This window comes from Lysobacter antibioticus HS124, from assembly GCF_000336385.2.
Lineage (GTDB): Bacteria > Pseudomonadota > Gammaproteobacteria > Xanthomonadales > Xanthomonadaceae > Lysobacter > Lysobacter firmicutimachus.
The window spans coordinates 107602-132763 of the sequence record NZ_HG424559.1 but is presented as its reverse complement, the minus strand read 5'-3'; the positions used below and the strand labels follow the sequence as shown (position 1 = coordinate 132763).

The window sequence follows — 25162 nt, the reverse complement described above, 5'->3', positions numbered from 1 at the left end:
GGGGGGGGGGCTTCGCAAGCGATCCTTGGCGTTGAGGCCCGATACGGGCAGTCACCCCCAACAAACGCCGGGGTCGACAGGGGCAGGACAGGGGGCGGGCGAATCGGCGCCGGCCGAACGACGGCCGCGGCACCGGCGGCAGGTCGGCCAGCCGGGTGGAAAATCCTTTCCCGGCACTGACTTACGCTGTTTTTCGCGACTGCGTAGAGCGGGCCCGGAGTTTCAGGCCTGCAACACGCGGCGGCGCGGGCTCAGTCGCGTACCGCCACCCCGGCGTCACGCAAGGCCTCGCGCCAGGCCGAGCATTTGGCCGCATCGGCCTGCGAGGCGTTGGCCGGGCTGGTCGACGGCAGGCGGCGCAATCCCGGCGCCGCCGCCAGCCCGGGCAGGACGAAGCGGCGGAAGCTCTGTTCGGCCTTGGCGCCGTTGAACAGCACCGTGCGTACCTGCGGGTGGCGAACGAAAAAGCCGGCGAAATCGTTGGCGACCGCGGTGTCGTCGCGGATCGCCGAATCCAAGCTGCCCTCGCGCTCGCATTGCGCGAGCACGTCCCACACCGCGATCCCGGCGGCGCACAGCGCTTCGATCCTGTGCTCGTAAGCCAGTTCCGGGCCGGCGCCGATCAGGCGGCCCATGATCGGCCAGAAACGGTTTTGCGGATGGGCGTAGTAGCGGCCGGCGGTCAGCGAAGCGACCCCGGGCATGCTGCCCAGGATCAACACCCGCGCTTGCGGCGGTTCGATCGGGGCGAAGCTGCGGACGGGGGCGGGCGGCGTTGTGGGCATGGGCGAGGCGAGCGGGAAGGTCGGACCGATAGGGTGGGGGCGTGGCGGCCTGGGTTAAACTGCGCGTTCAGACGCAACAGGAGAGACCATGCGCCGCAGGATCGTCGCCGGAAACTGGAAGCTGCACGGCAGCCGCGAGTTCGCTTTCGCCTTGCTCGACGAGGTCGCCGCGCAGACCCCTCCGCCGGGGGTGGAGCGCCTGATCCTGCCGCCGCTGCCGTACCTGGGCGAGCTGATCGAACATTACGGCGAACGCGGGCTGGCCTTCGGCGCGCAGGACGTCAGCGCCAACGAGAAGGGCGCCTACACCGGCGAAGTCTCGGCCGCGATGCTCAGGGACGTCGGCGCCGGCTACGGCCTGGTCGGCCACTCCGAGCGCCGCCAGTACCACGGCGAAAGCAGCGAGCTGGTCGCGCGCAAGTTCGCCGCCGCCAAGGCCGCCGGCCTGACCCCGGTCCTGTGCGTCGGCGAGACCCTGGCCGAGCGCGAGGACGGCAAGACCGAATGGCGCCTGCAGGAGCAGTTGGGGCCGGTTTTCGAGCTGCTCGGCGCGCAGGCGCTGGACGGCGCGATCCTGGCCTACGAGCCGGTCTGGGCGATCGGTACCGGCAAGACCGCCACCCCGGAACAGGCTCAGCAGGTCCACGCATTCATTCGTAGCGAAATCGCTGCGCACGATGCTACAATCGCTGGCTCGCTTCCGATTCTTTACGGCGGAAGCGTGAAGGCCGACAATGCCGCCGCGCTGTTTTCCCAGCCCGACGTCGACGGCGGCCTGGTCGGCGGCGCCTCGCTGGTGGCCGCGGATTTCAACGCCATCGCAGCCGCGGCGGCGCCCTGATCGAAGCGTTGCAGCGCCCGGCGCCGCAGCGGGACGGTCCTAACCCGCAGTCCGAACCGAAGAATCCTAAGCGATGCTGTTGTTCCTCAACGTCATCTATGTGCTGATCGCGATCGCCATGATCGCGCTGATCCTGATGCAGCGCGGCGCCGGTGCGCAGGCGGGTTCGGGCTTCGGCGGCGGCGCTTCGGCGACGGTGTTCGGCGCGCGCGGTTCCTCGAACTTCCTGTCCAAGGCGACCAAGTGGCTGGCGATCGCGTTCTTCGCGATCAGCCTCTTCATGGCCTGGCAGGCGAGCCGTCCCTCGGCTCAAGCCGGCAAGCCCGACATGGGCCTGATGGGCGCGCCGCAGGCGGCCGCCCCGTCGGTTCCGTCGACGGTTCCCGCTCCCGCGGCCACCGCTCCGGCCGCGCCCGCCAGCGGCGTGCCGCAGGCGCCGGTGCAGTCCGTGCCGGCACCGGCGGCGGCCCAGCCGGCCGCGGTTCCGGCCGCGCCCGCCACGGCGCCGGCCGAGCAGGCAACCCCGGCAAAACAGCCGGCTGACGGTAAGTGAAATAAAGAGTTAAAATACAGTTTCAACGCCCCGCAAGGACGGCAGGGCAGGTCAGCGATGACCGGGTGGCGGCGCGAACGCGAGCCCCACCGGAGCCAGGATGGCGTGGTTGGTTACAGTGCCCAGATGGCGGAATTGGTAGACGCACTACCTTGAGGTGGTAGCGACTTAGGTCGTGGGGGTTCGAGTCCCCCTTTGGGCACCACATCCATCCCTTTGCTTCAGCAATTCGCACCACGGTACGCAGGTGCGGCACGCACGGCGGGCCGCGCAAGGCGTCCAAACGACTGGGCGCCACGGCGCCAAGCCAAGGTCGCGGCAACGCGCCCATGTAGCCGAACAAGTAGCCGAGAGAACACCGCGTGCTGGCCGAATACCTGCCGACTCTGCTGTTCCTGATCGTCGCCGGTGGTATCGGCGTCGCCCTGTTGGTGGTAGGCAATGTGCTCGGGCCCAAGCGCCCGACCGCGGAGAAACTATCTCCCTACGAATGCGGCTTCGAAGCCTTCGAAGACGCGCGCATGCAGTTCGACGTGCGCTACTACCTGATCGCGATCCAGTTCATCATCTTCGATCTGGAAATCATCTTCATCGTGCCCTGGGCCACCGTGTTCCGAGACCTCGGAATCATCGGCCTGATCGAGATGGGCATCTTCGCCAGCATGCTCCTGCTCGGCTTCGTTTACGTCTGGAAGAAGGGAGCGCTCGAATGGGAGTGATCCAAAGCGTTGGCGACACGATCTCCGGGTTGATGCACAACCCGCTCCCGGAAGGCCGTCTCGACGATATTCTGCGCCCGGAAGGCGAAAACCCGCTGCTGCAGCAGGGTTTCGTCACCACCAACCTCGACACGCTGTGGAACTGGGCGCGCACCGGTTCGATGTGGCCGATGACCTTCGGTCTGGCCTGCTGCGCGGTCGAGATGATGCACGCCGGCGCCGCGCGCCTGGACCTGGACCGCTACGGCGTGGTGTTCCGCCCGTCGCCGCGCCAGTCCGACGTGATGATCGTCGCCGGCACCCTGGTCAACAAGATGGCCCCGGCGCTGCGCAAGGTCTACGACCAGATGCCGGACCCGAAGTGGGTCATCTCGATGGGCAGCTGCGCCAACGGCGGCGGCTACTATCACTATTCCTACTCGGTGGTGCGCGGCTGCGACCGCGTCGTTCCGGTCGACGTCTACGTGCCGGGCTGCCCGCCGACCGCCGAAGCGCTGATCTACGGCATCCTGCAGCTGCAGCGCAAGATCCGCCGCGGCACCAATTTCGGCGACCAGAAGCAGGGCGTCCGCGAATGAGCACCGCCAATCTCGCCGAGCGTCTGCGCGAACGTTTCGCCGGCGCTTCCGTCGTCGTGGCCGAACCGCGCGGCGAAGTCACTCTCGAAGTCGCCGCCGCCGACTGGATCGGCGCCGCGCGCGCCCTGCGCGACGAATTCGGCTTCGAGCAATGCGTCGACGTCAGCGGCGTCGACTACCTCAGCTTCGGCAGCGACGAGTGGGACACCGACGTGTCCTCGGAAGGCTTCTCGCGCGGCGTCGAAGGCAAGAGCGCCGGCCGCTTCCGTTGGGGCGAAAGCCCGAACGCGGCGTCGATCGCGCCGGAGCGCCGCTTCGCCGCGGTCGCCCACTTGCTGTCGTGCCAGCACAACCAGCGGCTGCGGCTCAAGACCTTCGCTCCGAACGACGACCTGCCGGTGGTCGGTTCGTTGACCGCGATCTGGCCGGGCGTGAATTGGTTCGAGCGCGAAGCCTTCGACCTTTACGGCATCGTCTTCGAAGGCCATCCGGACCTGCGCCGCATCCTCACCGACTACGGTTTCGTCGGTTATCCGTTCCGCAAGGACTTCCCGCTGATCGGCAACGTCGAAGTGCGCTACGACGCGGACAAGCGCCGCGTGGTGTACGAGCCGGTCTCGATCGACCCGCGCGTCGGCGTGCCGCGCGTGATCCGCGACGACGCCCGCTACCAGACGGCGCAGGGCGAGCGCGCGCAGCGCGAGGTGAAGTGAAATGAGCAACCCCGCTAGCGTCATGCCGCAAGCCAACACCTCCGGCCTCAACAACGCCGAGATCCGCAACTACACGCTGAACTTCGGCCCGCAGCATCCGGCCGCGCACGGCGTGCTGCGTCTGATCCTGGAAATGGACGGCGAAGTCGTGCAGCGCGCCGACCCGCATATCGGCCTGCTCCATCGCGGCACCGAGAAGCTGGCCGAGTCCAAGCCGTTCAATCAGTCGATCGGCTACATGGACCGCCTCGACTACGTGTCGATGATGTGCAACGAGCACGCCTACGTGCGCGCGATCGAGACCCTGCTGGGGATCGAGGCGCCGGTGCGCGCGCAGTACATCCGCACCATGTTCGACGAGATCACCCGCATCCTGAACCACCTGATGTGGGTCGGCTCCAACGCGCTCGACCTGGGCGCGATGGCCGTGTTTTTGTACGCTTTCCGCGAACGCGAAGAGCTGATGGACTGCTACGAGGCGGTCTCCGGCGCGCGCATGCACGCGGCCTACTACCGTCCGGGCGGCGTCTACCGCGACCTGCCGGACCGGATGCCGAAGTACAAGGAATCGCCCTGGAAGAAGGGCGCCAGCCTGAAGCGCTTCAACGAATGGCGCGAAGGCTCGATGCTCGATTACCTCGACGCCTTCGCCGACGATTTCCCCAAGCGCGTCGACGAGTACGAGACGCTGCTGACCGACAACCGCATCTGGAAGCAGCGTACCGTCGGCGTCGGCGTGGTCTCGCCCGAGCAGGCCCTGGCCTGGGGCATGACCGGCCCGATGATCCGCGGCTCCGGCATCGCCTGGGACCTGCGCAAGAAGCAGCCCTACGCCAAGTACGCGGAAGTCGATTTCGACATTCCGGTCGGCGTCAACGGCGACTGCTACGACCGCTACCTGGTGCGCGTCGCCGAGATGCGCGAATCCACCCGCATCATCAAGCAGTGCGTGAAGTGGCTGCGCGCCAACCCCGGCCCCGTGATCGTCGACAACTTCAAGGTCGCCCCGCCCAAGCGCGAGGAGATGAAGGACGACATGGAAGCGCTGATCCATCACTTCAAGCTGTTCTCGGAAGGCTACTGCGTCCCGGCCGGCGAGACCTACAGCGCGGTGGAAGCGCCCAAGGGCGAGTTCGGCTGCTACCTGGTCTCCGACGGCGCCAACAAGCCGTTCCGGGTCAAGCTGCGCGCCCCGGGCTTCGCCCACCTGTCGTCGATGGACGAGATCGTCAAGGGCCACATGCTGGCCGACGTGGTGGCGATGATCGGCACCTACGACATCGTGTTCGGCGAGATCGATCGATGAAGCGGGGATTCGGGATGGAGCATTCGGGATCGGCAATCGCCCGAAGCAACCGCCCGAACACCTGTTTCGCTCACTTTCCTGGAATGCGGGCTTTTCGAATCCCGAATCCCGAATCCCAAATCCCGGCTTTACCCCTATGAAAGCGACAGGCAATTTCGAGGCCGCACAGCACGTCGATCCGATGGTGGCGTTGTCGGATGCGACGCGCGCGCACATCGATCACTGGCTGACCAAGTTCCCGCCGGACCGCAAGCGCTCGGCGGTGCTGCAGGGCCTGCATGCGGCGCAGGAGCAGAACGGCGGTTGGCTGACCGACGAGCTGATCGCCGCGGTGGCCAAGTACCTGGGCCTGCCGCCGGTGTGGGCCTACGAGGTCGCCAGCTTCTACTCGATGTTCGAGACCGAGAAGGTCGGCCGCAACAACGTCGCCTTCTGCACCAACATCAGCTGCTGGCTCAACGGCGCCGAGCAACTGGTCGCCCATGCCGAGAAGAAGCTGGGCTGCAAGCTGGGCGAATCCACCGCCGACGGCCGCGTGTTCCTCAAGCGCGAGGAAGAATGCGTGGCCGCGTGCTGCGGCGCGCCGGTGGTCGTCATCAACGGTCATTACCACGAGAAGCTCGACGCTGCCAAGGTCGACGAGCTGCTCGACGGTCTGAAGTGAGGTCGGGCGAGATGGCGCACGGTCACCACGATTATTCCAAGGGCTACGGCCCGGTCGGCCCGGCTCCGCAGGAGCACCAGGTCGTTTACACCACGCTGCACTACGACACGCCGTGGTCGTACGAGAACTACCTCAAGACCGGCGGCTACAGCGCGCTGCGCAAGATCCTGACCGAGAAGACCGATCCGGCGCAGATCATCGACGCGGTCAAGGCCTCGGGCCTGCGCGGCCGCGGCGGCGCGGGCTTCCCGACCGGCCTGAAGTGGAGCTTCATGCCCAAGGGCAGCGGCACTCAGAAGTACATCCTGTGCAACTCGGACGAATCCGAGCCGGGCACGGCCAAGGACCGCGACATCCTGCGCTTCAACCCGCACTCGGTGGTGGAGGGCATGGCGATCGCCTGCTACGCCACCGGTTCGACCGTGGCCTACAACTACCTGCGCGGCGAGTTCCATCACGAGCCGTTCGAGCACTTCGAGCAGGCGCTGAAGGAAGCCTACGAACACGGCTGGCTGGGCAAGAACGTGCTCGGCAGCGGTGTGGACATCGACATCTACGGCGCGCTCGGCGCCGGCGCCTACATCTGCGGCGAAGAGACCGCGCTGATGGAGTCGCTGGAAGGCAAGAAGGGCCAGCCGCGCTACAAGCCGCCGTTCCCGGCCAACTTCGGCCTGTACGGCAAGCCGACCACGATCAACAACACCGAGACCTACGCCTCGGTGCCGGCGATCCTGCGCAACGGCGCGGAGTGGTTCCTCAACCTCGGCAAGCCCAACAACGGCGGCCCGAAGATCTTCTCGGTCTCCGGCCATGTCGCCAACCCGGGCAACTTCGAGATCCGCCTCGGCACGCCGTTCTCGGAACTGCTGCAGATGGCCGGCGGCATGCGCCAGGGCAACAAGCTCAAGGCGGTGATCCCCGGCGGTTCGTCGATGAAGGTGCTGCCGGCCGAGACCATCATGGCCTGCACCATGGACTATGACTCGCTGCAGAAGGCCGGTTCCGGCCTGGGCTCGGGCGCGGTCATCGTCATGGACGAGACCACCTGCATGGTCCGCGCCTGCCAGCGCATCGCCCGGTTCTACTACAAGGAAAGCTGCGGCCAGTGCACGCCGTGCCGCGAAGGCACCGGCTGGATGTACCGCATGCTGACCCGCATCGCCGAAAAGCAGGCGACCCTGGACGATCTGCACATGCTGCGCGCCGCCGCCGGCCAGATCGAAGGCCACACCATCTGCGCGTTCGGCGAAGCCGCCGCGTGGCCGGTGCAGGGTTTCCTGCACCACTTCTGGGACGAGTTCGAGTACGCGATCGTGAACAAGCGCTTCCTGGTCGACGACCAGCGCGCCGGCACGGTCATTGAAAAGAAGGTGGCGGCATGAGTGCGCAGCCTGTAAATCCGAATCTGCCGCCCGACCACGTCACCGTCTTCATCGACGGCGTCGAGCTGGCCGCGCCGAAGAACTCGATGATCATCCATGCCGCCGACAAGGCCGGCATTCCGATCCCGCGTTTCTGCTACCACGACAAGCTGGCGATCGCGGCCAACTGCCGCATGTGCCTGGTCGACACCGAAGTCGGCGGCCGCGCCGCGCCCAAGCCGTCGCCGGCCTGCGCCACCCCGGTCATGGACGGGCTGAAGGTCTTCACCCGCAACGAGCGTGCGCTCAAGTCGCAGCGCAACGTGATGGAGTTCCTGCTCGCCAACCACCCGCTCGACTGCCCGATCTGCGACCAGGGCGGCGAGTGCGAGCTGCAGGACGTGTCGATGGGCTACGGCCGTTCGGTCAGCCGCTTCGCCGAGCGCAAGCGCGTGGTGCCGGACGAGGACATCGGTCCGCTGGTCGCGACCGAGATGACCCGCTGCATCCAGTGCACGCGCTGCGTGCGCTTCACCGCCGAGATCGCCGGTACTTACGAGCTCGGCGGCATGTACCGCGGCGAGAACCTGCAGATCGGCACCTTCGACGGCAAGCCGCTGACCACCGAGTTGTCCGGCAACGTCATCGACGTCTGCCCGGTCGGCGCGCTGACCAACAAGGTGTTCCAGTTCAAGGCGCGCCCGTGGGAGCTGACCGCGCGCGAGTCGCTGGGCTACCACGACGCACTGGGCAGCAACCTGTTCCTGCACGTGCGCCGCGGCGACGTGCTGCGCACCGTGCCGCGCGACAACGAAGCGGTCAACGAGTGCTGGCTGTCGGACCGCGACCGCTATTCGCACCAGGGCCTGTACGCAGAGGACCGCGCCCAGCGTCCGCTGGTCAAGGACAACGGCGAATGGCGCGAAGCCGCCTGGGACGAAGCCCTGGCGCGCGCGGCCAAGATCCTGCGCGACAACGGCGGCGACAACCTCGGCGTGCTCGTCCATCCGGCGACCTCCAACGAAGAGGGCGCGCTGCTGGCGCGCCTGGCCGAGGCCCTGGGCAGCGGCAACCTCGATCACCGCATCGGCCAGCACGACCTGACCGACGCGGCGGTCGCCGAGACCTTCGCCATGCCGGTCGCCGAGATCGACCGCGCCGACGTGGTGGTGATCGTGGGTTCGAACCTGCGCCATGAACTGCCGCTGGTCCACCAGCGCGTGCGCAAGGCCTTCACCCGCGGCGCCAAGGTCCACGCGATCAACCCGGTCGACTTCGACTTCACCTTCGACCTGGCCGGCAAGCGCATCGTCGCGCCGTCGCAGCTCGCCGGCGCGCTCGCCGACGAAGCCCTGCGCGAGGCGGCCAAGGCCGGCCACCACGTCGCCCTGATCGTCGGCGCGCTGGCCGAGAACGGCCCGCACGCCGCTGCGATCCGCGCCGCCGCCAAGGCCTTCGCCGAGGCCACCGGCGCCAAGCTGTGCCGCATTCCGCAAGGCGCGAACGCGGTCGGCCTGGCCCGCCACGGCGTGCTGCCGAGCGCGCGCGACGCCCGCGCCATGCTCGACGACGCGCGCGGCGCCTACATCGTCTACGGCATCGAGCCGGGCCTGGATTTCGCCGACAGCGAAAGCGCTCTGCGCGCGCTCGGCGCGGCCCAGGTGGTGGCGTTCAGCCACTACGCTTGCCGCTCGACCAAAGCGGTCGCGGACGTGATCCTGCCGATCGGCCTGCTGCCGGAAATCGACGCCACCCTGACCAACCTCGACGGCCTGTCCCAGGCCGCCAGCGCCGGCGGCAAACTGCCGGGCGATGCCCGCGCCGGCTGGCGCGTGCTGCGCGCGCTCGGCGGCGAGCTGGGCGCGAAGGGTTTCGAGTTCACCGATCTGGACGGCCTACGCCGCGGCATCGCGCCGCGCAGCGTGACTCCGGCCGCCGGCCGTGCGCCGAAGGCGGCGGGCGAGGGCTTGGAGCTTGCCGTGTCGACCGCGATCTACCGCAGCGACGCCACCGTGCGCCGCGCACCGGCGCTGCAATCGCACCCGCTCAATCTGGCGCCGCGTGCGGTGCTGAATCCGAACGACGCGGCAGCGCTCGGCCTGGCCGACGGCGCGGTCGCCAAGTTCGGCGCGGGCGCCGGCACGGCGACGCTGCCGGTCGCGCTCAGCGCCAAGGTCGCGGCGGGCACGGTGTGGATCGAAAGCGGGCATGGCGCGACCGCGCCGCTCGGCGCCGGCCGCGTGCAGGCGGGGAGGGCTTAAGCCATGACGGATGGAATGTTCACGACCCATGTGGTCGACCCGGTTCGCGAGTTCTTCCTCTCCTTCGGCATGGCCGGCGCGGTGGCCTGGATCGTGCTCAAGATCCTGCTGATCGCCATGCCGGTGATCGTCTCGGTCGCGTTCTACGTGGTCTGGGAGCGCAAGCTGATCGGCTGGATGCATGTCCGCCGCGGCCCGATGTACGTCGGCATGGGCATCCTCCAGGCCTTCGCCGACGTGTTCAAGCTGCTGTTCAAGGAAGTGATCCAGCCCACCCGGGCGCAGTCCTTCCTGTACAAGCTCGCGCCGCTGCTGGCCCTGGCTCCGGCCTTCGCCGCCTGGGCGGTGGTGCCGTTCGACGCCCAGGTGGTGCTGTCGAACGCCAACGCCGGCTTGCTGTACCTGCTGGCGATGACCTCGCTGGGCGTGTACGGCATCATCCTCGCCGGCTGGGCGTCGAACTCGAAGTACGCCTTCCTCGGCGCGATGCGCGCCGCGGCCCAGGTGGTGTCCTACGAAATCGCCATGGGCTTCGCCATGGTCGGCGTGATGGTCGGCGCCGGCAGCCTCAACCTCAGCGAGATCGTGATGGCCCAGTCGGGCAACGCCGGCGCGCTGGAGTGGTTCGCGCTGCCGATGCTGCCGCTGTTCGTGGTCTACTTCATTTCCGGCGTGGCCGAGACCAACCGCGCGCCGTTCGACGTGGTCGAAGGCGAGTCGGAAATCGTCGCGGGCCACATGGTCGAGTATTCGGGTTCGGCGTTCGCGCTGTTCTTCCTCGCCGAATACGCGAACATGATCCTGATCAGCTTCCTGACCTCGATCTTCTTCCTCGGCGGCTGGCTCAGCCCGTTCCAGGGCCTGGGCATTCCGCTGCTGTCGGCCGACGGCTGGTGGTGGCTGCTGATCAAGGTGTTCTTCTTCGCCAGCTGCTTCATCTGGTTCCGCGCGTCGTTCCCGCGCTACCGCTACGACCAGATCATGCGCCTGGGCTGGAAGGTGTTCATCCCCCTGACCATCGCCTGGATCTGCGTGGTCGCGGTGATGGCGTACTACGGCGTCTTCCAGCCGGGACAGTAAGGCAGGCACCTACATGAATCGCATCGTTTCCTATTTCAAGAGCCTGCTCCTGATCGAGCTCGCGCAGGGCCTCGGGCTGACGCTCAAGTACCTGTTCAAGCCGAAGTACACGCTGATGTACCCGATGGAGAAGACCCCGCAGTCGCCGCGCTTCCGCGGCGTGCACGCGCTGCGCCGTTATCCCAACGGCGAAGAGCGCTGCATCGCCTGCAAGCTGTGCGAGGCGGTGTGCCCGGCGCTGGCGATCACCATCGACTCGGAGAAGCGCGCCGACGGCACCCGCCGCACCACGCGCTACGACATCGACCTGTTCAAGTGCATCTTCTGCGGCTTCTGCGAAGAGTCCTGCCCGGTCGACTCGATCGTGGAAACCCACATCCACGAGTATCACTTCGACCAGCGCGGACAGAACATCGTCACCAAGCCGCAGCTGCTGGCGATCGGCGACCGTCTCGAGACCGAGATCGCCGAACGCCGCGCTGCCGACGCCGCCTTCCGCTGAGTACAACGACATGGATCTCGCCCAGATCGCCTTCTTCGTCTTCGCCGCCGCGGCCACGCTTTCGGCCGTGGCCGTGATCAGCGTCAAGAACCCGGTCCATGCCGCGCTCAGCCTGGTGCTGACGTTCTTCTCCGTGGCCTGCGTATGGATCATCGCCGGCGCCGAGTTTCTCGGCGTGGCCCTGATCCTGGTCTACGTCGGCGCGGTGATGGTGCTGTTCCTGTTCGTGGTCATGATGCTCGACATCGACGTCGCGCCCCTGCGCGAGGGCTATGTCCGCTATCTGCCGGTCGGCCTGCTGGTCGCGGTGGTCATGCTGCTGGAAATGCTGACCCTGATCGGGGTCAAGGCCAGCCTGGCCGCGCCGCTGACCGCGGACGCCGCCGGCGAATCCAACACCAAGTGGCTGGCGCACGCGCTGTTCACCGATTTCCTGCTGCCGTTCGAGGTCGCTGCGGTGATCCTGACCGTGGCGGTGATCGCGGCGGTGATGCTGACCCTGCGCCGCCGCGCCGGGGCCAAGCACCAGAACCCGAGCGAGCAGGCCCGCGTCCGCGCCGGCGACCGCATCCGCATGATCAAGATGGAAGCGGTCAAGCCGGTCGTGCCGGCGCCCGCCGAGCCCGCCGCACAGGAGGCCAAGCCGTGAGCGAATTCTTCGGGACGGGCCTCGCGCTCGGCCACTATCTCGCCCTCGGCGCGGTGCTGTTCTGCATCAGCGTCGCCGGCATCTTCCTCAACCGCAAGAACGTGATCGTGCTGCTGATGTCGATCGAGCTGATGCTGCTCGCGGTCAACATCAACTTCGTGGCGTTCTCGCGTCAGCTGGCCGACCCGGCCGGTCAGGTGTTCGTGTTCTTCATCCTGACCGTGGCCGCCGCCGAGGCCGCCATCGGCCTGGCGATCCTGGTCACGCTGTTCCGCAACCGGCGCACGATCAACGTCGCTGAAATCGACACGATGAAGGGCTGACCGGCATGCAACCCGTCGTACTTTCCAAGTCCATCCTGCTTGCGGTCGTGCTCGCGCCCTTGCTCGGCGCGATCCTCGCCGGCCTGTTCGGGCGCAAGATCGGCCGCGCCGGCGCGCACACGGTCACCATCCTCGGCGTCGCCGCCAGCTGCGCGATGTCGATCTACGTGCTGTGGCAGCTCGTGGGGCAGGGCGCCGTTCCGTTCAACGAGAACGTCTACACCTGGTTCCAGATCGGCGGCTACGAGGCCCACGTCGGCTTCATGGTCGACAAGCTGACCGCGATGATGATGGTCGTGGTCACCTTCGTCTCGCTGCTGGTCCACGTCTACACCATCGGCTACATGGCCGAGGACCCGGGCTACCAGCGTTTCTTCAGCTACATCTCGCTGTTCACCTTCTCCATGCTCATGCTGGTCATGAGCAACAACTTCCTGCAGCTGTTCTTCGGCTGGGAGGCGGTGGGCCTGGTCTCGTACCTGTTGATCGGCTTCTGGTTCAAGAAGCCGACCGCGGTGTTCGCCAACCTCAAGGCCTTCCTGGTCAACCGCGTCGGCGATTTCGGCTTCCTGCTCGGCATCGGCGCCGTGCTGTGGGCGCTGGGCTCGCTCGACTACGGCACCGTGTTCGCCAACGCGCCGACCCTGGCCGGCCGCACCATCACGGTGTGGGGCGGCGCCGACCCGATCGTGTGGTCGCTGCCGACGGTGATCTGCATCTGCCTGTTCATCGGCGCGATGGGCAAGTCGGCGCAGGTGCCGCTGCACGTCTGGCTGCCGGACTCGATGGAAGGCCCGACCCCGATCTCGGCGCTGATCCATGCCGCGACGATGGTCACCGCGGGCATCTTCATGGTCGCGCGCATGTCGCCGCTGTTCGAGATGTCGCAGACCGCGCTGAACTTCGTCCTGTTCATCGGCGCGACCACCGCGTTCTGGACCGGCCTGATCGGCATCGTCCAGAACGACATCAAGCGCGTGGTCGCGTACTCGACCCTGTCGCAGCTGGGCTATATGACCGTGGCGCTGGGCGTATCGGCTTATTCGGCCGCGGTCTACCACCTGATGACCCACGCCTTCTTCAAGGCGCTGCTGTTCCTGGCCGCCGGCTCGGTCATCATCGGCATGCACCACGAGCAGGACATGCGCAAGATGGGCGGCCTGCGCAAGTACATGCCGATCACCTACTGGACCAGTCTGCTCGGCACCCTGGCCCTGGTCGGCACGCCGTTCTTCGCCGGTTTCTATTCCAAGGACACCATTATCGAGGCCGCGCACCACGCCGCCAGCGGCGAGCACGCGACCTGGGTCTCGCAGTACGCCTACTGGGCGGTGCTGCTGGGCGCCTTCGTCACTGCGTTCTACAGCTTCCGCCTGCTGTACCTGACCTTCCACGGCAAGGAACGCTTCCGCGACGCGCACGGCCACGACGATCATGCGGCGCACGCTCATGACGACCACGGCCACGGCAAGCACGACGACCATGGGCACGACGATCACGGCCACCATGGTCCGCACGAGCCGCACGAGTCGCCGTGGGTGGTGACGGTGCCGTTGATGCTGCTGGCGATTCCGTCGGTGCTGATCGGCATTTTCACCGCCGGCCCGATGCTGTTCGGCACCGACATGTCCGGCCACGTCAAACAGCTGCCGTTCTTCCTCGGCGCGATCGACCTGCAGCCGGCGCGCGACACCATCGCCCAGGTCGGCGCGGAAGCCTGGCACGGCTGGATGCCGTTCGCCCTGCACGGGTTCCAGGCGCCGGCGTTCTGGCTCGCCTTCTCGGGTTTCCTGCTGGCCACGGTCATGTACTGGTGGAAGCCGGAGCTGCCGGCCAAGGCGCGCAAGCTGTTCGCCCTGCCGATTCGCGTGCTCGAGAACAAGTACGGCATGGACAACCTCTGGATCGACGGCTTCGCCGCCGGCGGCGTCGGCCTGGGCAAGGTCTCGCGCCTGTTCGACAGCAAGCTGATCGACGGCGCCGCGGTCAACGGCAGCGCCAGCCTGGTCGGCTTCGTCGCCAACCTCGCGCGCCGGGTCCAGTCCGGTTACCTCTACCACTACGCCTTCGCGATGATTGTCGGCCTGATTGCTCTGCTCGCCGTCGTCATCCGTTACTGGCACTAATCCGACAAGGACACCCGACGTGAGCCCCGTGCCCTTGCTTAGCCTTCTGATCTGGCTGCCGATTCTCGGCGGCTTCGCCACCCTCGCGTTCGGCAACGAGCGCGCCAACACCGCGCGCTGGTTCGCGCTGATCGTGGCCATCGCCACCCTCGGCCTGAGCCTGCTGATGTTCAGCCACGGCGATTTCGCCAGCGCGAACATGCAGCTGGTCGAAGACCACGCCTGGATTCCGGCCTACGACATCCGCTACCACCTCGGCGCGGACGGCATCTCGGCGGCGCTGATCGCACTGACCACGCTGACCTCGATGCTGGTGCTGATCAGCGCCTGGACCTCGATCGACAAGCGCGTCAGCCAGTACTACGCCGCGTTCCTGATCCTCGAAGGCCTGATGGTCGGCGTGTTCTCCGCCCTGGACGCGATGCTGTTCTACGTGTTCTTCGAGGGCATGCTGATCCCGATGTTCATCATCATCGGCGTCTGGGGCGGCCCGCGCCGCGTCTACGCCTCGGTGAAGTTCTTCCTGTACACCTTCCTCGGCTCGGTGTTCATGCTGGTCGGGTTGATCTACCTGTACTTGAAGGGCGGCAGCTGGCAGTTGGCGGACATGTACGCGCTGCAGCTCACCGCGACCGAGCAGATGTGGATCTTCTTCGGTTTCCTGATCGCGTTCGCGGTCAAGGTGCCGATGTTCCCGGTCCACACCTGGTTGCCGGACGCGCACGTCGAGGCGCCGACCGCCGGTTCGGTGATCCTGGCGGCGATCATGCTGAAGATCGGCGGCTACGGTTTCCTGCGCTTCGTCCTGCCGATCGTGCCGGATGCCGGCCACGAATGGGCCTGGTTGGTGATCGCCCTGAGCCTGATCGCGGTGATCTACGTCGGCCTGGTCGCCCTGGTCCAGGACGACATGAAGAAGCTGATCGCGTACTCGTCGGTCTCGCACATGGGGTTCGTGACCCTGGGCACCTTCATCGCCTTCGCCCTGGTCCACAACGGCGACGCGCACGGTACCGACGCCGCGCGCCTGGGCCTGCAGGGCGCGATGGTGCAGATGATCAGCCACGGCTTCGTGTCGGGCGCGATGTTCACCTGCGTCGGCGTGCTCTACGACCGCATGCACAGCCGCATGATCAAGGACTACGGCGGCGTCGCCAACGTGATGCCGTGGTTCGCCGCTTTCGTGGTCTTGTTCGCGATGGCCAACTCGGGCTTGCCGGGCACCTCGGGCTTCGTCGGCGAATTCATGGTCATCCTGGCCGCGTTCCAACAGCATCCGCTGATCGCGTTCGGCGCGGCCACCACCCTGATCGTCGGCGCCGGCTACACCCTGTGGCTGGTCAAGCGGGTGATCTGGGGCGAAGTCGGCAACGCCCACGTCGCCGAGCTCGAGGATATCAACCCGCGCGAAGCGCTGGTGTTGGGCGTGTTCGCGGCCGGCGTGCTGATCCTGGGCGTGTGGCCGAAGCCCTTGACCGACCTGATGGAACCGGCGATCGCCAATCTGGCCAGCCAGATCGTCGCCAGCAAGCTGTAAGCGGACAGCGGGCCGTCGGCCCGCCGTCCTGGAAGTGAGTAGCAGCGAGGAGTGAGGGGCGGGAGAAAGGCAGGGCGCGGGTGCGCTCACTTCTCACTTCCCTCCGTTCGCTTCTAGAGCAAGGCTCGCCGCCGAGCCGGATCCGCCAAGAGATGCACTAATGAACATGCCCGTACGGACCTTCGCCGATCTGATGCCCCTGCTGCCCGAACTGGTGGTGATCCTCGGCGCGTTCGCGCTGTTGATGCTCGACCTGTTCGTCGAGGAGCGCAATCGCATCGTCTCCCACGTGTTCGCGATCGCGACGGTCGCGGTCGCCACCGCGCTGATCGCCTTCGACGTCGGCGGCCACGGTTCGGTGCTGGCCGGCATGTTCGTGCGCGATACCGCCGCCGACGTGCTCAAGCTCGGCATCGGCGTGGTCGGCATCCTGTCGCTGATCTATACCTGGCCCTACCTGCGCTCGCGCGGCCTGTACAAGGGCGAAGTCGCGGTGCTGATGCTGTTCGCCCTGGCCGGCATGATGCTGCTGGTCTCGGCCGGCAGCCTGGTGATGGTCTACCTGGGCCTGGAAATGCTCGCGCTGTGCTCCTACGCGCTGGTCGCGGTCGATCGCGACAGCCCGCTGGCCTCGGAAGCGGCGATCAAGTACTTCGTGCTCGGCGCGCTGGCCTCGGGCCTGCTGCTGTACGGCCTGTCGCTGATCTACGGCGCCACCGGCAGCCTGATGCTGGACCAGATCGCGGTCGCGACCCAGGTCGGCCCGTCCTCGCTGATGTTGATCACCGGCGTGGTGTTCGTGGTCGCCGGCATCGCCTTCAAGTTCGGCGCGGCGCCGTTCCACATGTGGCTGCCGGACGTCTATCAGGGCGCGCCGACTCCCATCACGTTGTTCATCGGCGCGGCGCCGAAGCTGGCGGCGTTCGGCATGACCTACCGTCTGCTCGAAGTCGGCGCGGCCGGCCAGGACGGCCACTGGCGCTTGCTGCTGGCCGGTCTGGCGGTGCTGTCGCTGGCGATCGGCAACCTCAGCGCGCTGGTGCAGACCAACCTCAAGCGCCTGCTCGCTTACTCGACCGTGTCCCACGTCGGCTTCCTGTTCATCGGCATGGCCGGCGGGGGCGGGCAGGGCTTCGCCGCGGCGGCGTTCTACGCCATCAGCTACGCGCTGATGTCGGCGGCGGCCTTCGCCGCGATCATCGTCATGTCCGGCCGCGGTTTCGAGGCCGACAAGATCGACGACTACAAAGGCCTCAACGCGCGCAGCCCGTGGATGGCCGGCATGGTCCTGTGCGTGATGGCCTCGCTGGCCGGCCTGCCGCCGTTCCTGGGCTTCTGGGCCAAGCTGGCGGTGCTCAAGGCCGCGCTGCACGGCGACATGCTGTGGCTGGCGATCGTCGGCATCGTGTTCGCGGTGATCGGCGCCTTCTACTACCTGCGCGTGATCAAGGCCATGTACTTCGACGAGCCGGACGGCAAGATGCCGGCGCCGAGCGACGACCGCCCGCTGCGCGTGGTGTTCGGCGTCAACGCCCTGGGCCTGCTGGCGCTGGGCATCGCCTGGAACCCGATCATGGACTGGTGCCTGCGCGCCTTCCAGGCCTGAGCCCTTTAGGCCGCAGGCGTCACGAGAGGGCCGCTTCGCGGCCCTTTTGTTTTTGGGCCGGGATTCGGGATTGGGGATTCGTTCAAGCGGTTCGCCGCTAGCGGGTGGGGCGCGGATAGCGGGTGGGGTTGGAGCGACGAGCGCCTGCTCGCCAATCCCGAATCCCGAATCCCGAATCCCGAAATAAGACTTGAATAATTTTGAAACCGCCTTATTATTGCGGTCCTGCGAGACGCAGTCGGCAACGACCACGGAACGCAGGGCAAGCGGAGATCCCGAATCGAGATCGAAGGCTTGCAGGAAGTGACGCCGACCGCTATCATGGTCGGCCTGATGCGGGGTGGAGCAGTCTGGCAGCTCGTCGGGCTCATAACCCGAAGGTCGCAGGTTCAAATCCTGCCCCCGCTACCAGCTTCGGCTGAAGAGAGTCTCCAAGGAGGCTTTCTTTTTGCCTAAGGCTCGGGCTTTGTGGTCGCGCTCTGCTCGCGCGATCACGCCGAAATCCAGCGGTAACGGACAAGGGGCCCAACGGGCCCTTTGTCGTTTCTGCGTTTCCGCGATCCGGGGCGCAACGCGGTTCGCGGCGCTACCAAGCCGCAGGGCCTCGCGGTTACCGCTCGGCGTACACAAGCTTCGCGTATCGAAAGATTGGTCGTAACCAGTCGCACCTCTTGGCAATCGCAACATAGGGAGTTCCGGCGCGTGACGGACAAGGCCACCCAAATCGCCGAAATGCTCGCTCCGACCATCGCGTCGCTGGGCGTGGAGCTGCTCGGCATCGAATACCTGCCGGCGCCGGGCAGCGCGACCCTGCGCCTGTACATCGACGTGCCGGCGGCCGAGCTCGACGCCACGCCGGAAGGCCAGGAGCCGCGCTCGGTGACGATCGAAGATTGCGAAGCGGTCAGCCGCGAAGTGTCGGCGCAGCTCGACGTCGAGGACCCGATCAGCGGCAACTACAACCTCGAAGTGTCCTCGCCGGGCATCGACCGGCCGCTATTCACGATCGAGCACTACCGCCGTTTCGCCGGCGAGACCGCCAAGGTCGGCCTCAAGCTGCCGCACGAAGGCCGTCGCCGCCTGCAGGGGGAGATCCTCGGCGTGGAGGGCGAGCAGGTCGCGTTCGCGGTCGACGGCGTGCGGTTCGCGGTGCCGTTTTCGAACATCGACAAGGGCCGGATCGTGCCGGACTGGGCCGCGCTGGGCTTCGCCCCGAGCAAGGGCAGCCCGAGCCGCGGCAAGCCGGCCAAGGACAAGGCTTCGAAGCAGGACGCGTCGAAGAAGAAGTGACGAACATGGGAGCGCGGGACGCTTCCAGCCGATTACCAACCCGAAAAGCCGGCGGCGGAACGCCGACCCGTGCGGAGTGACGAAATGAGCAAGGAACTGTTGCTGGTGGTGGATGCGGTCGCCAACGAAAAGGGCGTGCCGCGCGAGGTCATCTTCGAGGCCATCGAGGCCGCGCTGGCTTCGGCCGCGAAGAAGCGCTACCACGACGAGGATGTGCTGGTGCGCGTGTCCATCGACCAGAAGGACGGCAGCTACGAGACGTTCCGGCGCATGGAAGTGGTGGCCGACGACGTGGTCATGGAGTCGCCGGACCGCCAGATCCGCCTGATGGACGCGGTCGACGAGGTCGAAGGCGTCGAGGTCGGCGATTACATCGAAGAGCAGATCGAGAACCCCGAATTCGGCCGCATCGCCGCCCAGGCCGCCAAGCAGGTGATCGTGCAGCGCGTGCGCGAAGCCGAGCGCGCGCAGGTCGTCGACGCGTGGAAGGACCGCGTCGGCGAACTGGTCACCGGCATCGTCAAGCGCGTGGAGCGCGGCAACATCTACGTCGACCTGGGCGGCAACGCCGAGGCGATCATCCCCAAGGACAAGGGCATCCCGCGCGACGTGCTGCGCGCCGGCGACCGCGTCCGCGGCTACCTGCAGGACGTGCGCACCGAGCCGCGCGGCCCGCAGCTGTTCATCAGCCGCGCCGCGCCGGAATTCATGATGGAGCTGTTCAAGCTCGAAGTGCCGGAAGTCGGCCAGGGCCTGGTCTCGATCAAGGCCTGCGCGCGCGATCCGGGCGACCGCGCCAAGATCGCCGTGCTCGCCCACGACAACCGCACCGATCCGATCGGCGCCTGCATCGGCATGCGCGGTTCGCGCGTGCAGGCGGTGTCGAACGAACTCAACGGCGAGCGCGTGGACATCGTGCTGTGGTCGGACAATCCGGCCCAGTTCGTGATCAACGCGATGGCGCCGGCGGAAGTGCAGTCGATCATCGTCGACGAAGAAAAGCATTCGATGGACCTGGCCGTGGCCGAGGACCGTCTGGCCCAGGCGATCGGCAAGGGCGGCCAGAACGTGCGCCTGGCCAGCCGCCTGTCGGGCTGGCAGCTCAACGTCATGACCCAGGACCAGGTCACCGCCAAGTCCGAGGCCGAACAGGCGTCGGCGCGTCAGCTGTTCCAGGACAAGCTCGAGGTCGACGAGGAAATCGCCGGCATCCTGGTCTCGGAAGGCTTCAGCACGGTCGAGGAAATCGCCTACGTGCCGGTCGGCGAGCTGCTGGCGGTGGAGGGCTTCGACGAGGACATCGTCGAGGAGCTGCGCGCCCGCGCCCGCGACGCCCTGCTCAACGAGGCCCTGGCCGCCGAAGAGGAGCTCGACGAGCACCAGCCCGCCGCCGACCTGCTGTCGCTGGACGGCATGGACGAGGCGCTGGCGTTCACGCTCGCCTCGCGCGGCGTGGTCACCCGCGACGACCTGGCCGACCTGGCCACCGACGAGCTGACCGATATCGAGGGCGTGGACGAAGAGCGGGCCAAGGCCCTGATCATGGAAGCGCGCAAGCACTGGTTCGAGTGAATTAGCGAGTCGAGGTAATCACCGCCGCAAGAGGCTCCGGGGAGCGTCTTGCGGCACCCCGCCACCGGCCCGGCCGGGCGCGGATTCGCAGGATCGGGCATGGCCCGGTCCGCGGGCAGGCCAAGAAGGCCTGCGCGAGCCGGTCGTGCGGCGCGCGCGGAGCTAGAATGGCGCCATCACGCGCGGGATCCGTCCCGCGCCACGAGGACACGGAAAACCGAATGTCGCAGCAAACCACCATCCGCAAGCTGGCCGAACTGGTGAACACGCCGGTCGAGAAGTTGCTGGAACAGCTGGCCGAGGCCGGCATGAAGTTCAGCGGCCCCGACCAGGTCGTGACCAGCATCGAAAAAGTCAAGCTGCTCGGCTTCCTCAAGCGCTCCCACGGCAAGGCCGACAAGCCGGCCGATGCGGACGAGGCGTCGAAGAAGATCACCCTCAACCGCAGCCGCAAGCAGGAAATCACCGTCGGCGGCGGCAAGAACCGCACCACCGTCGACGTGGTCGTGCGCAAGAAGGTGACCTTGGTCAAGCCGAACGAGGGCGGTTCGGGCGCGACGGACAACGACGAGCGCGCGGAGATCCTGCGCAAGCTCGAGGAGTCCAAGCAGCGCAACCTGGCCGAGCAGCAGCGCCTGGCCGAGGACGACCGCCGTCGCGCCGAGGCCGTCGAGGCCGCGCGCCAGGCCGCCGAGGACGCAGCGCGGGCCAAGGCCGAAGAGGAAGCCCGGACCAAGCTGGCCGACGCCAGCGCGGCCGCGCCGACCGCCGAGCAGGAGCCGGCGCGCAAGCCGCCGAGCGTTCACGGCCACGGCCATCCGAAGCCGGCGCCGGCCGTCGCGCCGCGCGCCGACGACCGCAACAGCGCCGCGCGCCACAAGACCCGCGGCTCGCACGCGATGGTCGCCGGCGTCGAGGACGACGATGCGGCCAACCGCTTCGCCGGCCAGCTGCACCTCAGCGCCTCCGACCGGGCCCGCCGCAGCAGCAGCTCGCGCGGCAAGTCCAAGCCGCAGCCGCGCCGCCAGTCCGAGCAGTCGCGCTCCGGCGGCGGCCAGCACGGCTTCTCGCGTCCGACCGCGCCGATCGTGCGCGAAGTCGCGATCGGCGACACCATCACCGTGGCCGACCTGGCGCAGAAGCTCGCGCTCAAGGGCGGCGACGTGGTCAAGGCGCTGTTCAAGATGGGCGTCATGGCGACCATCAACCAGTCCATCGACCACGACACCGCGGCGCTGGTGACCGAAGAACTCGGCCACACCGTGATCAAGGCCAACGCCAACGACGCCGAGGATGCGCTGATCGCACACGTCGAGGAGACGCAGGGCGACAAGGCGCCGCGTCCGCCGGTGGTCACGATCATGGGCCACGTCGACCACGGCAAGACCTCGCTGCTGGACTACATCCGCCGCACCAAGGTCGCCTCGGGCGAAGCCGGCGGCATCACCCAGCACATCGGCGCGTACCACGTCGAAACGCCGAAGGGCGTGATCAGCTTCCTCGACACCCCGGGCCATGCCGCCTTCACCTCGATGCGCGCGCGCGGCGCCAAGCTGACCGACATCGTGGTGCTGGTGGTCGCCGCCGACGACGGCGTCATGCCGCAGACCAAGGAAGCCGTGCAGCACGCCAAGGCGGCCGGCGTGCCGCTGATCGTGGCGATCAACAAGATCGACAAGTCCGACGCCGATCCGCTGCGGGTCAAGAACGAACTGCTCGGCGAGGAAGTGGTGGCCGAAGAGTTCGGCGGCGAGACCCAGATGGTCGAGCTGTCGGCCAAGACCGGCGCCGGCGTCGACGATCTGCTCGATGCGATCTCGCTGCAGGCCGAAGTGCTTGAGCTGCAGGCGGTTCCGGTCGGCCGCGCCACCGGTACGGTGATCGAATCCGCGCTCGACAAGGGCCGCGGCCCGGTCGCGACCGTGCTGGTGCAGCAGGGCCAGCTCAAGAAGGGCGACTATCTGGTGTGCGGCGTGCATTACGGCCGCGTCCGCGCCCTGTTCGACGAAACCGGCAAGCAGGTCGAAAGCGCCGGTCCGTCGATCCCGGTGCAGGTGCTGGGCCTGTCGGGCGTGCCCGACGCCGGCGACGACTTCGTGGTCGTCGACGACGAACGCCTGGCCAAGGACGTGGCGCAGCAGCGCGACGCCAAGCGCCGCGAGTCGCGCCTGGTCGCCCAGGCCGGCAACCGCATGGAAGACATCATGGCCCAGCTGGGCAAGGGCGAGGGCCAGCTGAGCCTCAACCTGGTGGTCAAGGCCGACGTGCAGGGTTCGGTGGAAGCGCTGCGCCAGGCGCTGGTGGCGTTGTCGAACGATCAGATCCGGATCAACGTGATCAGCTCGGGCGTCGGCGGCATCACCGAGTCCGACGCCAACGCCGCGGCCACCGCCAAGGCCACGGTGATCGGCTTCAACGTCCGCGCCGACGCTTCGGCCCGCCGCATCATCGAGTCCAACGGCGTCGACCTGCGCTACTTCTCGATCATCTATGACGTGATCGACCAGGTGAAGCAGGTGGCCTCGGGCATCCTCGGCGTCGAGATCCGCGAAGAGATCATCGGCATCGCCGAAGTGCGCGACGTGTTCCGCAGCTCGAAGTTCGGCGCGGTCGCCGGCTGCATGGTCGTGGAAGGCGTGGTCAAGCGCAGCAAGCCGATCCGTGTGCTGCGCGACAATGCGGTCATTTTCGAAGGCGAGCTGGAATCGCTGCGCCGGTTCAAGGAGAACGTCGACGAAGTGCGCAACGGCACCGAGTGCGGCATCGGCGTCAAGCAGTACAACGACGTCAAGCCGGGCGACCAGATCGAGTGCTTCGAGCGCATCGAGGTTCAGCGCACGCTGTAAGCCGGGATTCGGGATTGGGGATTCGGGGTTCGCAAGGCGGACCCCGAATCTCCCGGCTCCCGCGATGCTTGCTTTGACCAATCCCAAATCCCGAATCACGAATCCCTGATGCCAAGCAAATCGTTCCACCGCACCGATCGCGTTTCCGCCCAGCTCCGTCGCGAGCTCGGGACGCTGGTGCACGAGGCCGTGCGCGAGCACGGCCTGCCGTCGGTCAGCGTGTCCGACGTCGAAATCAGCCGCGACCTGGCCCATGCCAAGGTGTTCGTGACCGCGCTGCAGAGCGAGCGCGCCGCCGAGGCGGTCAAGGCGCTCAAGGAGCTGGCGCGCGAGCTGCGCTTCCAGCTCGGCCGGGCGATGAAGCTGCGCCATGTGCCGGAGCTGCATTTCCATTACGACGATTCGGTCGATCGCGGCGAGCGCATCAACATCCTGTTGCGCGACCTGCCGCCGGCCGATGCCGGCGACAGCGACGACGACGGCAAGGCCGGCTGAGCCGCGCCCGGGCGGCTCGGCCCGCCCCCTTCCGCCGAATCCCGATCCGGTCCCCGCGCCCGCGCGGCGGCGACCGCCGGTCGGCGCGCGCTGCTTCACGCGCCGCTGGCTGCGCAATATGGGAGCATTCGGCCATCCGCCTTGCGGCCGCTGCGGCCGCGAACTTCCAACCCGGACGCCCTGCTTGAACACCACGCGTAAACGCCAATGGCGCAATGTCGACGGCATTCTGCTGCTCGACAAACCGCAAGGCCTGAGCTCGAATCAGGCACTGCAGCAGGCGCGACACTTGTTTCGCGCGGAGAAGGGCGGCCACACCGGCAGCCTGGACCCGCTGGCCACCGGCCTGTTGCCGCTGTGCTTCGGCGAGGCGACCAAGATCGCCGGTTTGCTGCTGGGCGCGCGCAAGGCCTATACCACCACCGCCGTGCTCGGCCTGACCACCGACAGCGACGACGCCGACGGCGCGCCGCTGCGCGAGCGGCCGGTGCCGGAGTTCGACGACGCCGCCATCGAGGCGGCGCTGGCGCCGCTGCGCGGCACGATCCGCCAGCGCGCGCCGATCTATTCCGCGCTCAAGCAGGGCGGCGAGCCGCTGTACGCCAAGGCCCGCCGCGGCGAGGCGATCGAGGCGCCCGAGCGCGAAGTGACGGTGCATTCGCTGAGCCTGACCGGCCGCGAGGGCGCGCGCCTGCTGCACCTGCAGGTGGAATGCGGCTCGGGCACCTACGTGCGCAGCCTGGTGCGCGACCTCGGCGAAGCCCTGGGCTGCGGCGCCCACGTCGCCCGCCTGCGCCGGCTCTGGGTCGAGCCCTTCCTGCAGCCGCAGATGATCACTCTGGAGCGATTGCGCGAACTGGCCGGCGAGGGCAGCGACCGCGCCCTCGACGAATGCCTGTTGCCGATCGAAGCCGGGCTGAGCGGCTTCGGCCGGGTCGAACTGGACGCGGCGGCGGCGGCGCGCCTGGGGCGCGGCCAGGCGGTGCCCTGCGAGGCCGGCGAACCCGGGCTGGTGGCCGTGTTCGGCGAGGCCGGGCGCTGCCTGGGGCTGGGCCTGCGCCAGGGCGAGGGCCGGCTGCAGCCGCAGCGGCTGTTCCGTTGGGCCGCGCAGGGCGGTTGAGCCGCTGCGGGCGCGGACCAGGTCGGGAAAACTGAACAGGGCGAGATTCCTGCCGCGGCATTGGCCCGCGGGTCGCATTCGCGCTTCCGGGCTGTTACAATCCCGCCGCTTTTCAAGCACTTCCCGGCGCCCGCGTCGCGGAAGCGGCGAGAACGGCATTCCTTACTTCAGCAAACGGCGGGCCAAGCGGTGCGTCGGGGCGGTGATCCACCGCGACCGATTCGCTTCTGCGGGC

General features: G+C 67.6%; 22 protein-coding genes and 2 tRNA genes. 23 read left to right on the top strand and 1 reads right to left on the bottom strand.

The genetic code is table 11. From position 1 onward, the window contains the following. Positions 1-251: 251 nt before the first annotated feature. Entirely contained in the window at positions 252-785 is a 534-nt protein-coding gene (locus TX83_RS18880; protein WP_064749537.1) for a DNA-deoxyinosine glycosylase, read from the bottom strand. An 88-nt stretch (positions 786-873) separates the two neighbouring features. Between TX83_RS18880 and tpiA the strand changes: the two genes are divergently transcribed. The 23 genes from tpiA to truB all read left to right on the top strand — a co-directional run bounded on the left by tpiA (position 874) and on the right by truB (position 24927). Beyond that, a complete protein-coding gene (gene tpiA / locus TX83_RS18875; RefSeq protein ID WP_064749536.1) occupies positions 874-1626 on the top strand; it encodes a triose-phosphate isomerase in 753 nt (250 codons plus the stop codon). Between the two features lie 73 nt (positions 1627-1699). Then, positions 1700-2179, top strand: coding sequence for a preprotein translocase subunit SecG (secG, locus tag TX83_RS18870; RefSeq protein WP_064749535.1), 480 nt, complete (start codon positions 1700-1702; stop codon positions 2177-2179). Positions 2180-2299: 120 nt separating this feature from the next. Then, positions 2300-2384 (top strand) — tRNA-Leu (locus TX83_RS18865). A gap of 157 nt (positions 2385-2541) precedes the next feature. Beyond that, positions 2542-2898, top strand: coding sequence for an NADH-quinone oxidoreductase subunit A (locus TX83_RS18860; RefSeq protein WP_064749534.1), 357 nt, complete (start codon positions 2542-2544; stop codon positions 2896-2898). After that, positions 2889-3476: a NuoB/complex I 20 kDa subunit family protein gene (locus TX83_RS18855; RefSeq protein ID WP_064749533.1), complete on the top strand. Its 588-nt coding sequence runs from the start codon at positions 2889-2891 to the stop codon at positions 3474-3476. The genes TX83_RS18860 and TX83_RS18855 overlap by 10 nt, the downstream gene beginning before the upstream one ends. Next, on the top strand, positions 3473-4189 hold the full coding sequence (locus TX83_RS18850; RefSeq protein WP_064749532.1) for an NADH-quinone oxidoreductase subunit C: 717 nt from the start codon (positions 3473-3475) through the stop codon (positions 4187-4189). The genes TX83_RS18855 and TX83_RS18850 overlap by 4 nt, the downstream gene beginning before the upstream one ends. A gap of 1 nt (position 4190) precedes the next feature. Beyond that, positions 4191-5495 carry an NADH-quinone oxidoreductase subunit D gene (locus TX83_RS18845; RefSeq protein ID WP_064749531.1) on the top strand — a complete coding sequence of 435 codons (1305 nt, stop codon included), beginning with the start codon at positions 4191-4193 and terminating at the stop codon, positions 5493-5495. Positions 5496-5631: 136 nt separating this feature from the next. After that, positions 5632-6159, top strand: coding sequence for an NADH-quinone oxidoreductase subunit NuoE (gene nuoE / locus TX83_RS18840; protein ID WP_064749530.1), 528 nt, complete (start codon positions 5632-5634; stop codon positions 6157-6159). An 11-nt stretch (positions 6160-6170) separates the two neighbouring features. Next, positions 6171-7541, top strand: a complete 1371-nt coding sequence (gene nuoF, locus TX83_RS18835; RefSeq protein ID WP_064749529.1) for an NADH-quinone oxidoreductase subunit NuoF — start codon at positions 6171-6173, stop codon at positions 7539-7541. After that, positions 7538-9781, top strand: a complete 2244-nt coding sequence (gene nuoG / locus TX83_RS18830) for an NADH-quinone oxidoreductase subunit NuoG (RefSeq protein ID WP_064749528.1) — start codon at positions 7538-7540, stop codon at positions 9779-9781. Before nuoF ends, nuoG begins: the two co-directional genes overlap by 4 nt. A gap of 15 nt (positions 9782-9796) precedes the next feature. Next, the gene (gene nuoH, locus TX83_RS18825; RefSeq protein WP_087960764.1) at positions 9797-10861 is read left to right on the top strand and encodes an NADH-quinone oxidoreductase subunit NuoH; all 1065 of its coding nucleotides are present in this window, start codon (positions 9797-9799) and stop codon (positions 10859-10861) included. Positions 10862-10874: 13 nt separating this feature from the next. Then, positions 10875-11363, top strand: coding sequence for an NADH-quinone oxidoreductase subunit NuoI (gene nuoI / locus TX83_RS18820; RefSeq protein WP_057947332.1), 489 nt, complete (start codon positions 10875-10877; stop codon positions 11361-11363). A 10-nt stretch (positions 11364-11373) separates the two neighbouring features. Beyond that, positions 11374-12012: an NADH-quinone oxidoreductase subunit J gene (locus tag TX83_RS18815; RefSeq protein ID WP_064749526.1), complete on the top strand. Its 639-nt coding sequence runs from the start codon at positions 11374-11376 to the stop codon at positions 12010-12012. After that, positions 12009-12335 (top strand): NADH-quinone oxidoreductase subunit NuoK, encoded by a 327-nt coding sequence (gene nuoK, locus TX83_RS18810; RefSeq protein ID WP_064749525.1) that lies wholly within the window; start codon positions 12009-12011, stop codon positions 12333-12335. Before TX83_RS18815 ends, nuoK begins: the two co-directional genes overlap by 4 nt. Positions 12336-12340: 5 nt before the next feature. Beyond that, positions 12341-14461, top strand: a complete 2121-nt coding sequence (nuoL, locus tag TX83_RS18805; protein ID WP_064749524.1) for an NADH-quinone oxidoreductase subunit L — start codon at positions 12341-12343, stop codon at positions 14459-14461. Positions 14462-14480: 19 nt separating this feature from the next. Beyond that, the gene (locus tag TX83_RS18800; protein ID WP_064749523.1) at positions 14481-15998 is read left to right on the top strand and encodes an NADH-quinone oxidoreductase subunit M; all 1518 of its coding nucleotides are present in this window, start codon (positions 14481-14483) and stop codon (positions 15996-15998) included. A 160-nt stretch (positions 15999-16158) separates the two neighbouring features. Continuing rightward, positions 16159-17604 carry an NADH-quinone oxidoreductase subunit NuoN gene (gene nuoN / locus TX83_RS18795; protein ID WP_064749522.1) on the top strand — a complete coding sequence of 482 codons (1446 nt, stop codon included), beginning with the start codon at positions 16159-16161 and terminating at the stop codon, positions 17602-17604. A 334-nt stretch (positions 17605-17938) separates the two neighbouring features. After that, positions 17939-18015: transfer RNA gene (locus TX83_RS18790), tRNA-Met, on the top strand. Positions 18016-18306: 291 nt separating this feature from the next. After that, a complete protein-coding gene (gene rimP, locus TX83_RS18785; RefSeq protein ID WP_064749521.1) occupies positions 18307-18894 on the top strand; it encodes a ribosome maturation factor RimP in 588 nt (195 codons plus the stop codon). Between the two features lie 84 nt (positions 18895-18978). After that, positions 18979-20466 carry a transcription termination factor NusA gene (gene nusA, locus TX83_RS18780; protein ID WP_064749520.1) on the top strand — a complete coding sequence of 496 codons (1488 nt, stop codon included), beginning with the start codon at positions 18979-18981 and terminating at the stop codon, positions 20464-20466. A 221-nt stretch (positions 20467-20687) separates the two neighbouring features. Beyond that, positions 20688-23312: a translation initiation factor IF-2 gene (infB, locus tag TX83_RS18775; RefSeq protein ID WP_064749519.1), complete on the top strand. Its 2625-nt coding sequence runs from the start codon at positions 20688-20690 to the stop codon at positions 23310-23312. A 108-nt stretch (positions 23313-23420) separates the two neighbouring features. Next, positions 23421-23807: a 30S ribosome-binding factor RbfA gene (rbfA, locus tag TX83_RS18770; RefSeq protein WP_064749518.1), complete on the top strand. Its 387-nt coding sequence runs from the start codon at positions 23421-23423 to the stop codon at positions 23805-23807. Positions 23808-23991: 184 nt separating this feature from the next. After that, positions 23992-24927, top strand: a complete 936-nt coding sequence (truB, locus tag TX83_RS18765; RefSeq protein WP_064749517.1) for a tRNA pseudouridine(55) synthase TruB — start codon at positions 23992-23994, stop codon at positions 24925-24927. Positions 24928-25162 lie beyond the last annotated feature (235 nt).

Excerpts from the sequence above, each read along its gene's own strand:
- rbfA (WP_064749518.1), top strand. The coding sequence starts at position 23,421 with ATGCCAAGCAAATCGTTCCACCGCACCGATCGCGTTTCCGCCCAGCTC.
- nuoG (WP_064749528.1), top strand. The coding sequence starts at position 7,538 with ATGAGTGCGCAGCCTGTAAATCCGAATCTGCCGCCCGACCACGTCACC.
- TX83_RS18845 (WP_064749531.1), top strand. The coding sequence starts at position 4,191 with ATGAGCAACCCCGCTAGCGTCATGCCGCAAGCCAACACCTCCGGCCTC.
- infB (WP_064749519.1), top strand. The coding sequence starts at position 20,688 with ATGTCGCAGCAAACCACCATCCGCAAGCTGGCCGAACTGGTGAACACG.
- nuoH (WP_087960764.1), top strand. The coding sequence starts at position 9,797 with ATGTTCACGACCCATGTGGTCGACCCGGTTCGCGAGTTCTTCCTCTCC.
- nuoF (WP_064749529.1), top strand. The coding sequence starts at position 6,171 with ATGGCGCACGGTCACCACGATTATTCCAAGGGCTACGGCCCGGTCGGC.
- nuoE (WP_064749530.1), top strand. The coding sequence starts at position 5,632 with ATGAAAGCGACAGGCAATTTCGAGGCCGCACAGCACGTCGATCCGATG.
- tpiA (WP_064749536.1), top strand. The coding sequence starts at position 874 with ATGCGCCGCAGGATCGTCGCCGGAAACTGGAAGCTGCACGGCAGCCGC.
- nuoN (WP_064749522.1), top strand. The coding sequence starts at position 16,159 with ATGAACATGCCCGTACGGACCTTCGCCGATCTGATGCCCCTGCTGCCC.
- secG (WP_064749535.1), top strand. The coding sequence starts at position 1,700 with ATGCTGTTGTTCCTCAACGTCATCTATGTGCTGATCGCGATCGCCATG.
- TX83_RS18850 (WP_064749532.1), top strand. The coding sequence starts at position 3,473 with ATGAGCACCGCCAATCTCGCCGAGCGTCTGCGCGAACGTTTCGCCGGC.
- nuoL (WP_064749524.1), top strand. The coding sequence starts at position 12,341 with ATGCAACCCGTCGTACTTTCCAAGTCCATCCTGCTTGCGGTCGTGCTC.
- TX83_RS18815 (WP_064749526.1), top strand. The coding sequence starts at position 11,374 with ATGGATCTCGCCCAGATCGCCTTCTTCGTCTTCGCCGCCGCGGCCACG.
- TX83_RS18880 (WP_064749537.1), bottom strand. The coding sequence starts at position 785 with ATGCCCACAACGCCGCCCGCCCCCGTCCGCAGCTTCGCCCCGATCGAA.
- nusA (WP_064749520.1), top strand. The coding sequence starts at position 18,979 with ATGAGCAAGGAACTGTTGCTGGTGGTGGATGCGGTCGCCAACGAAAAG.
- TX83_RS18855 (WP_064749533.1), top strand. The coding sequence starts at position 2,889 with ATGGGAGTGATCCAAAGCGTTGGCGACACGATCTCCGGGTTGATGCAC.
- nuoI (WP_057947332.1), top strand. The coding sequence starts at position 10,875 with ATGAATCGCATCGTTTCCTATTTCAAGAGCCTGCTCCTGATCGAGCTC.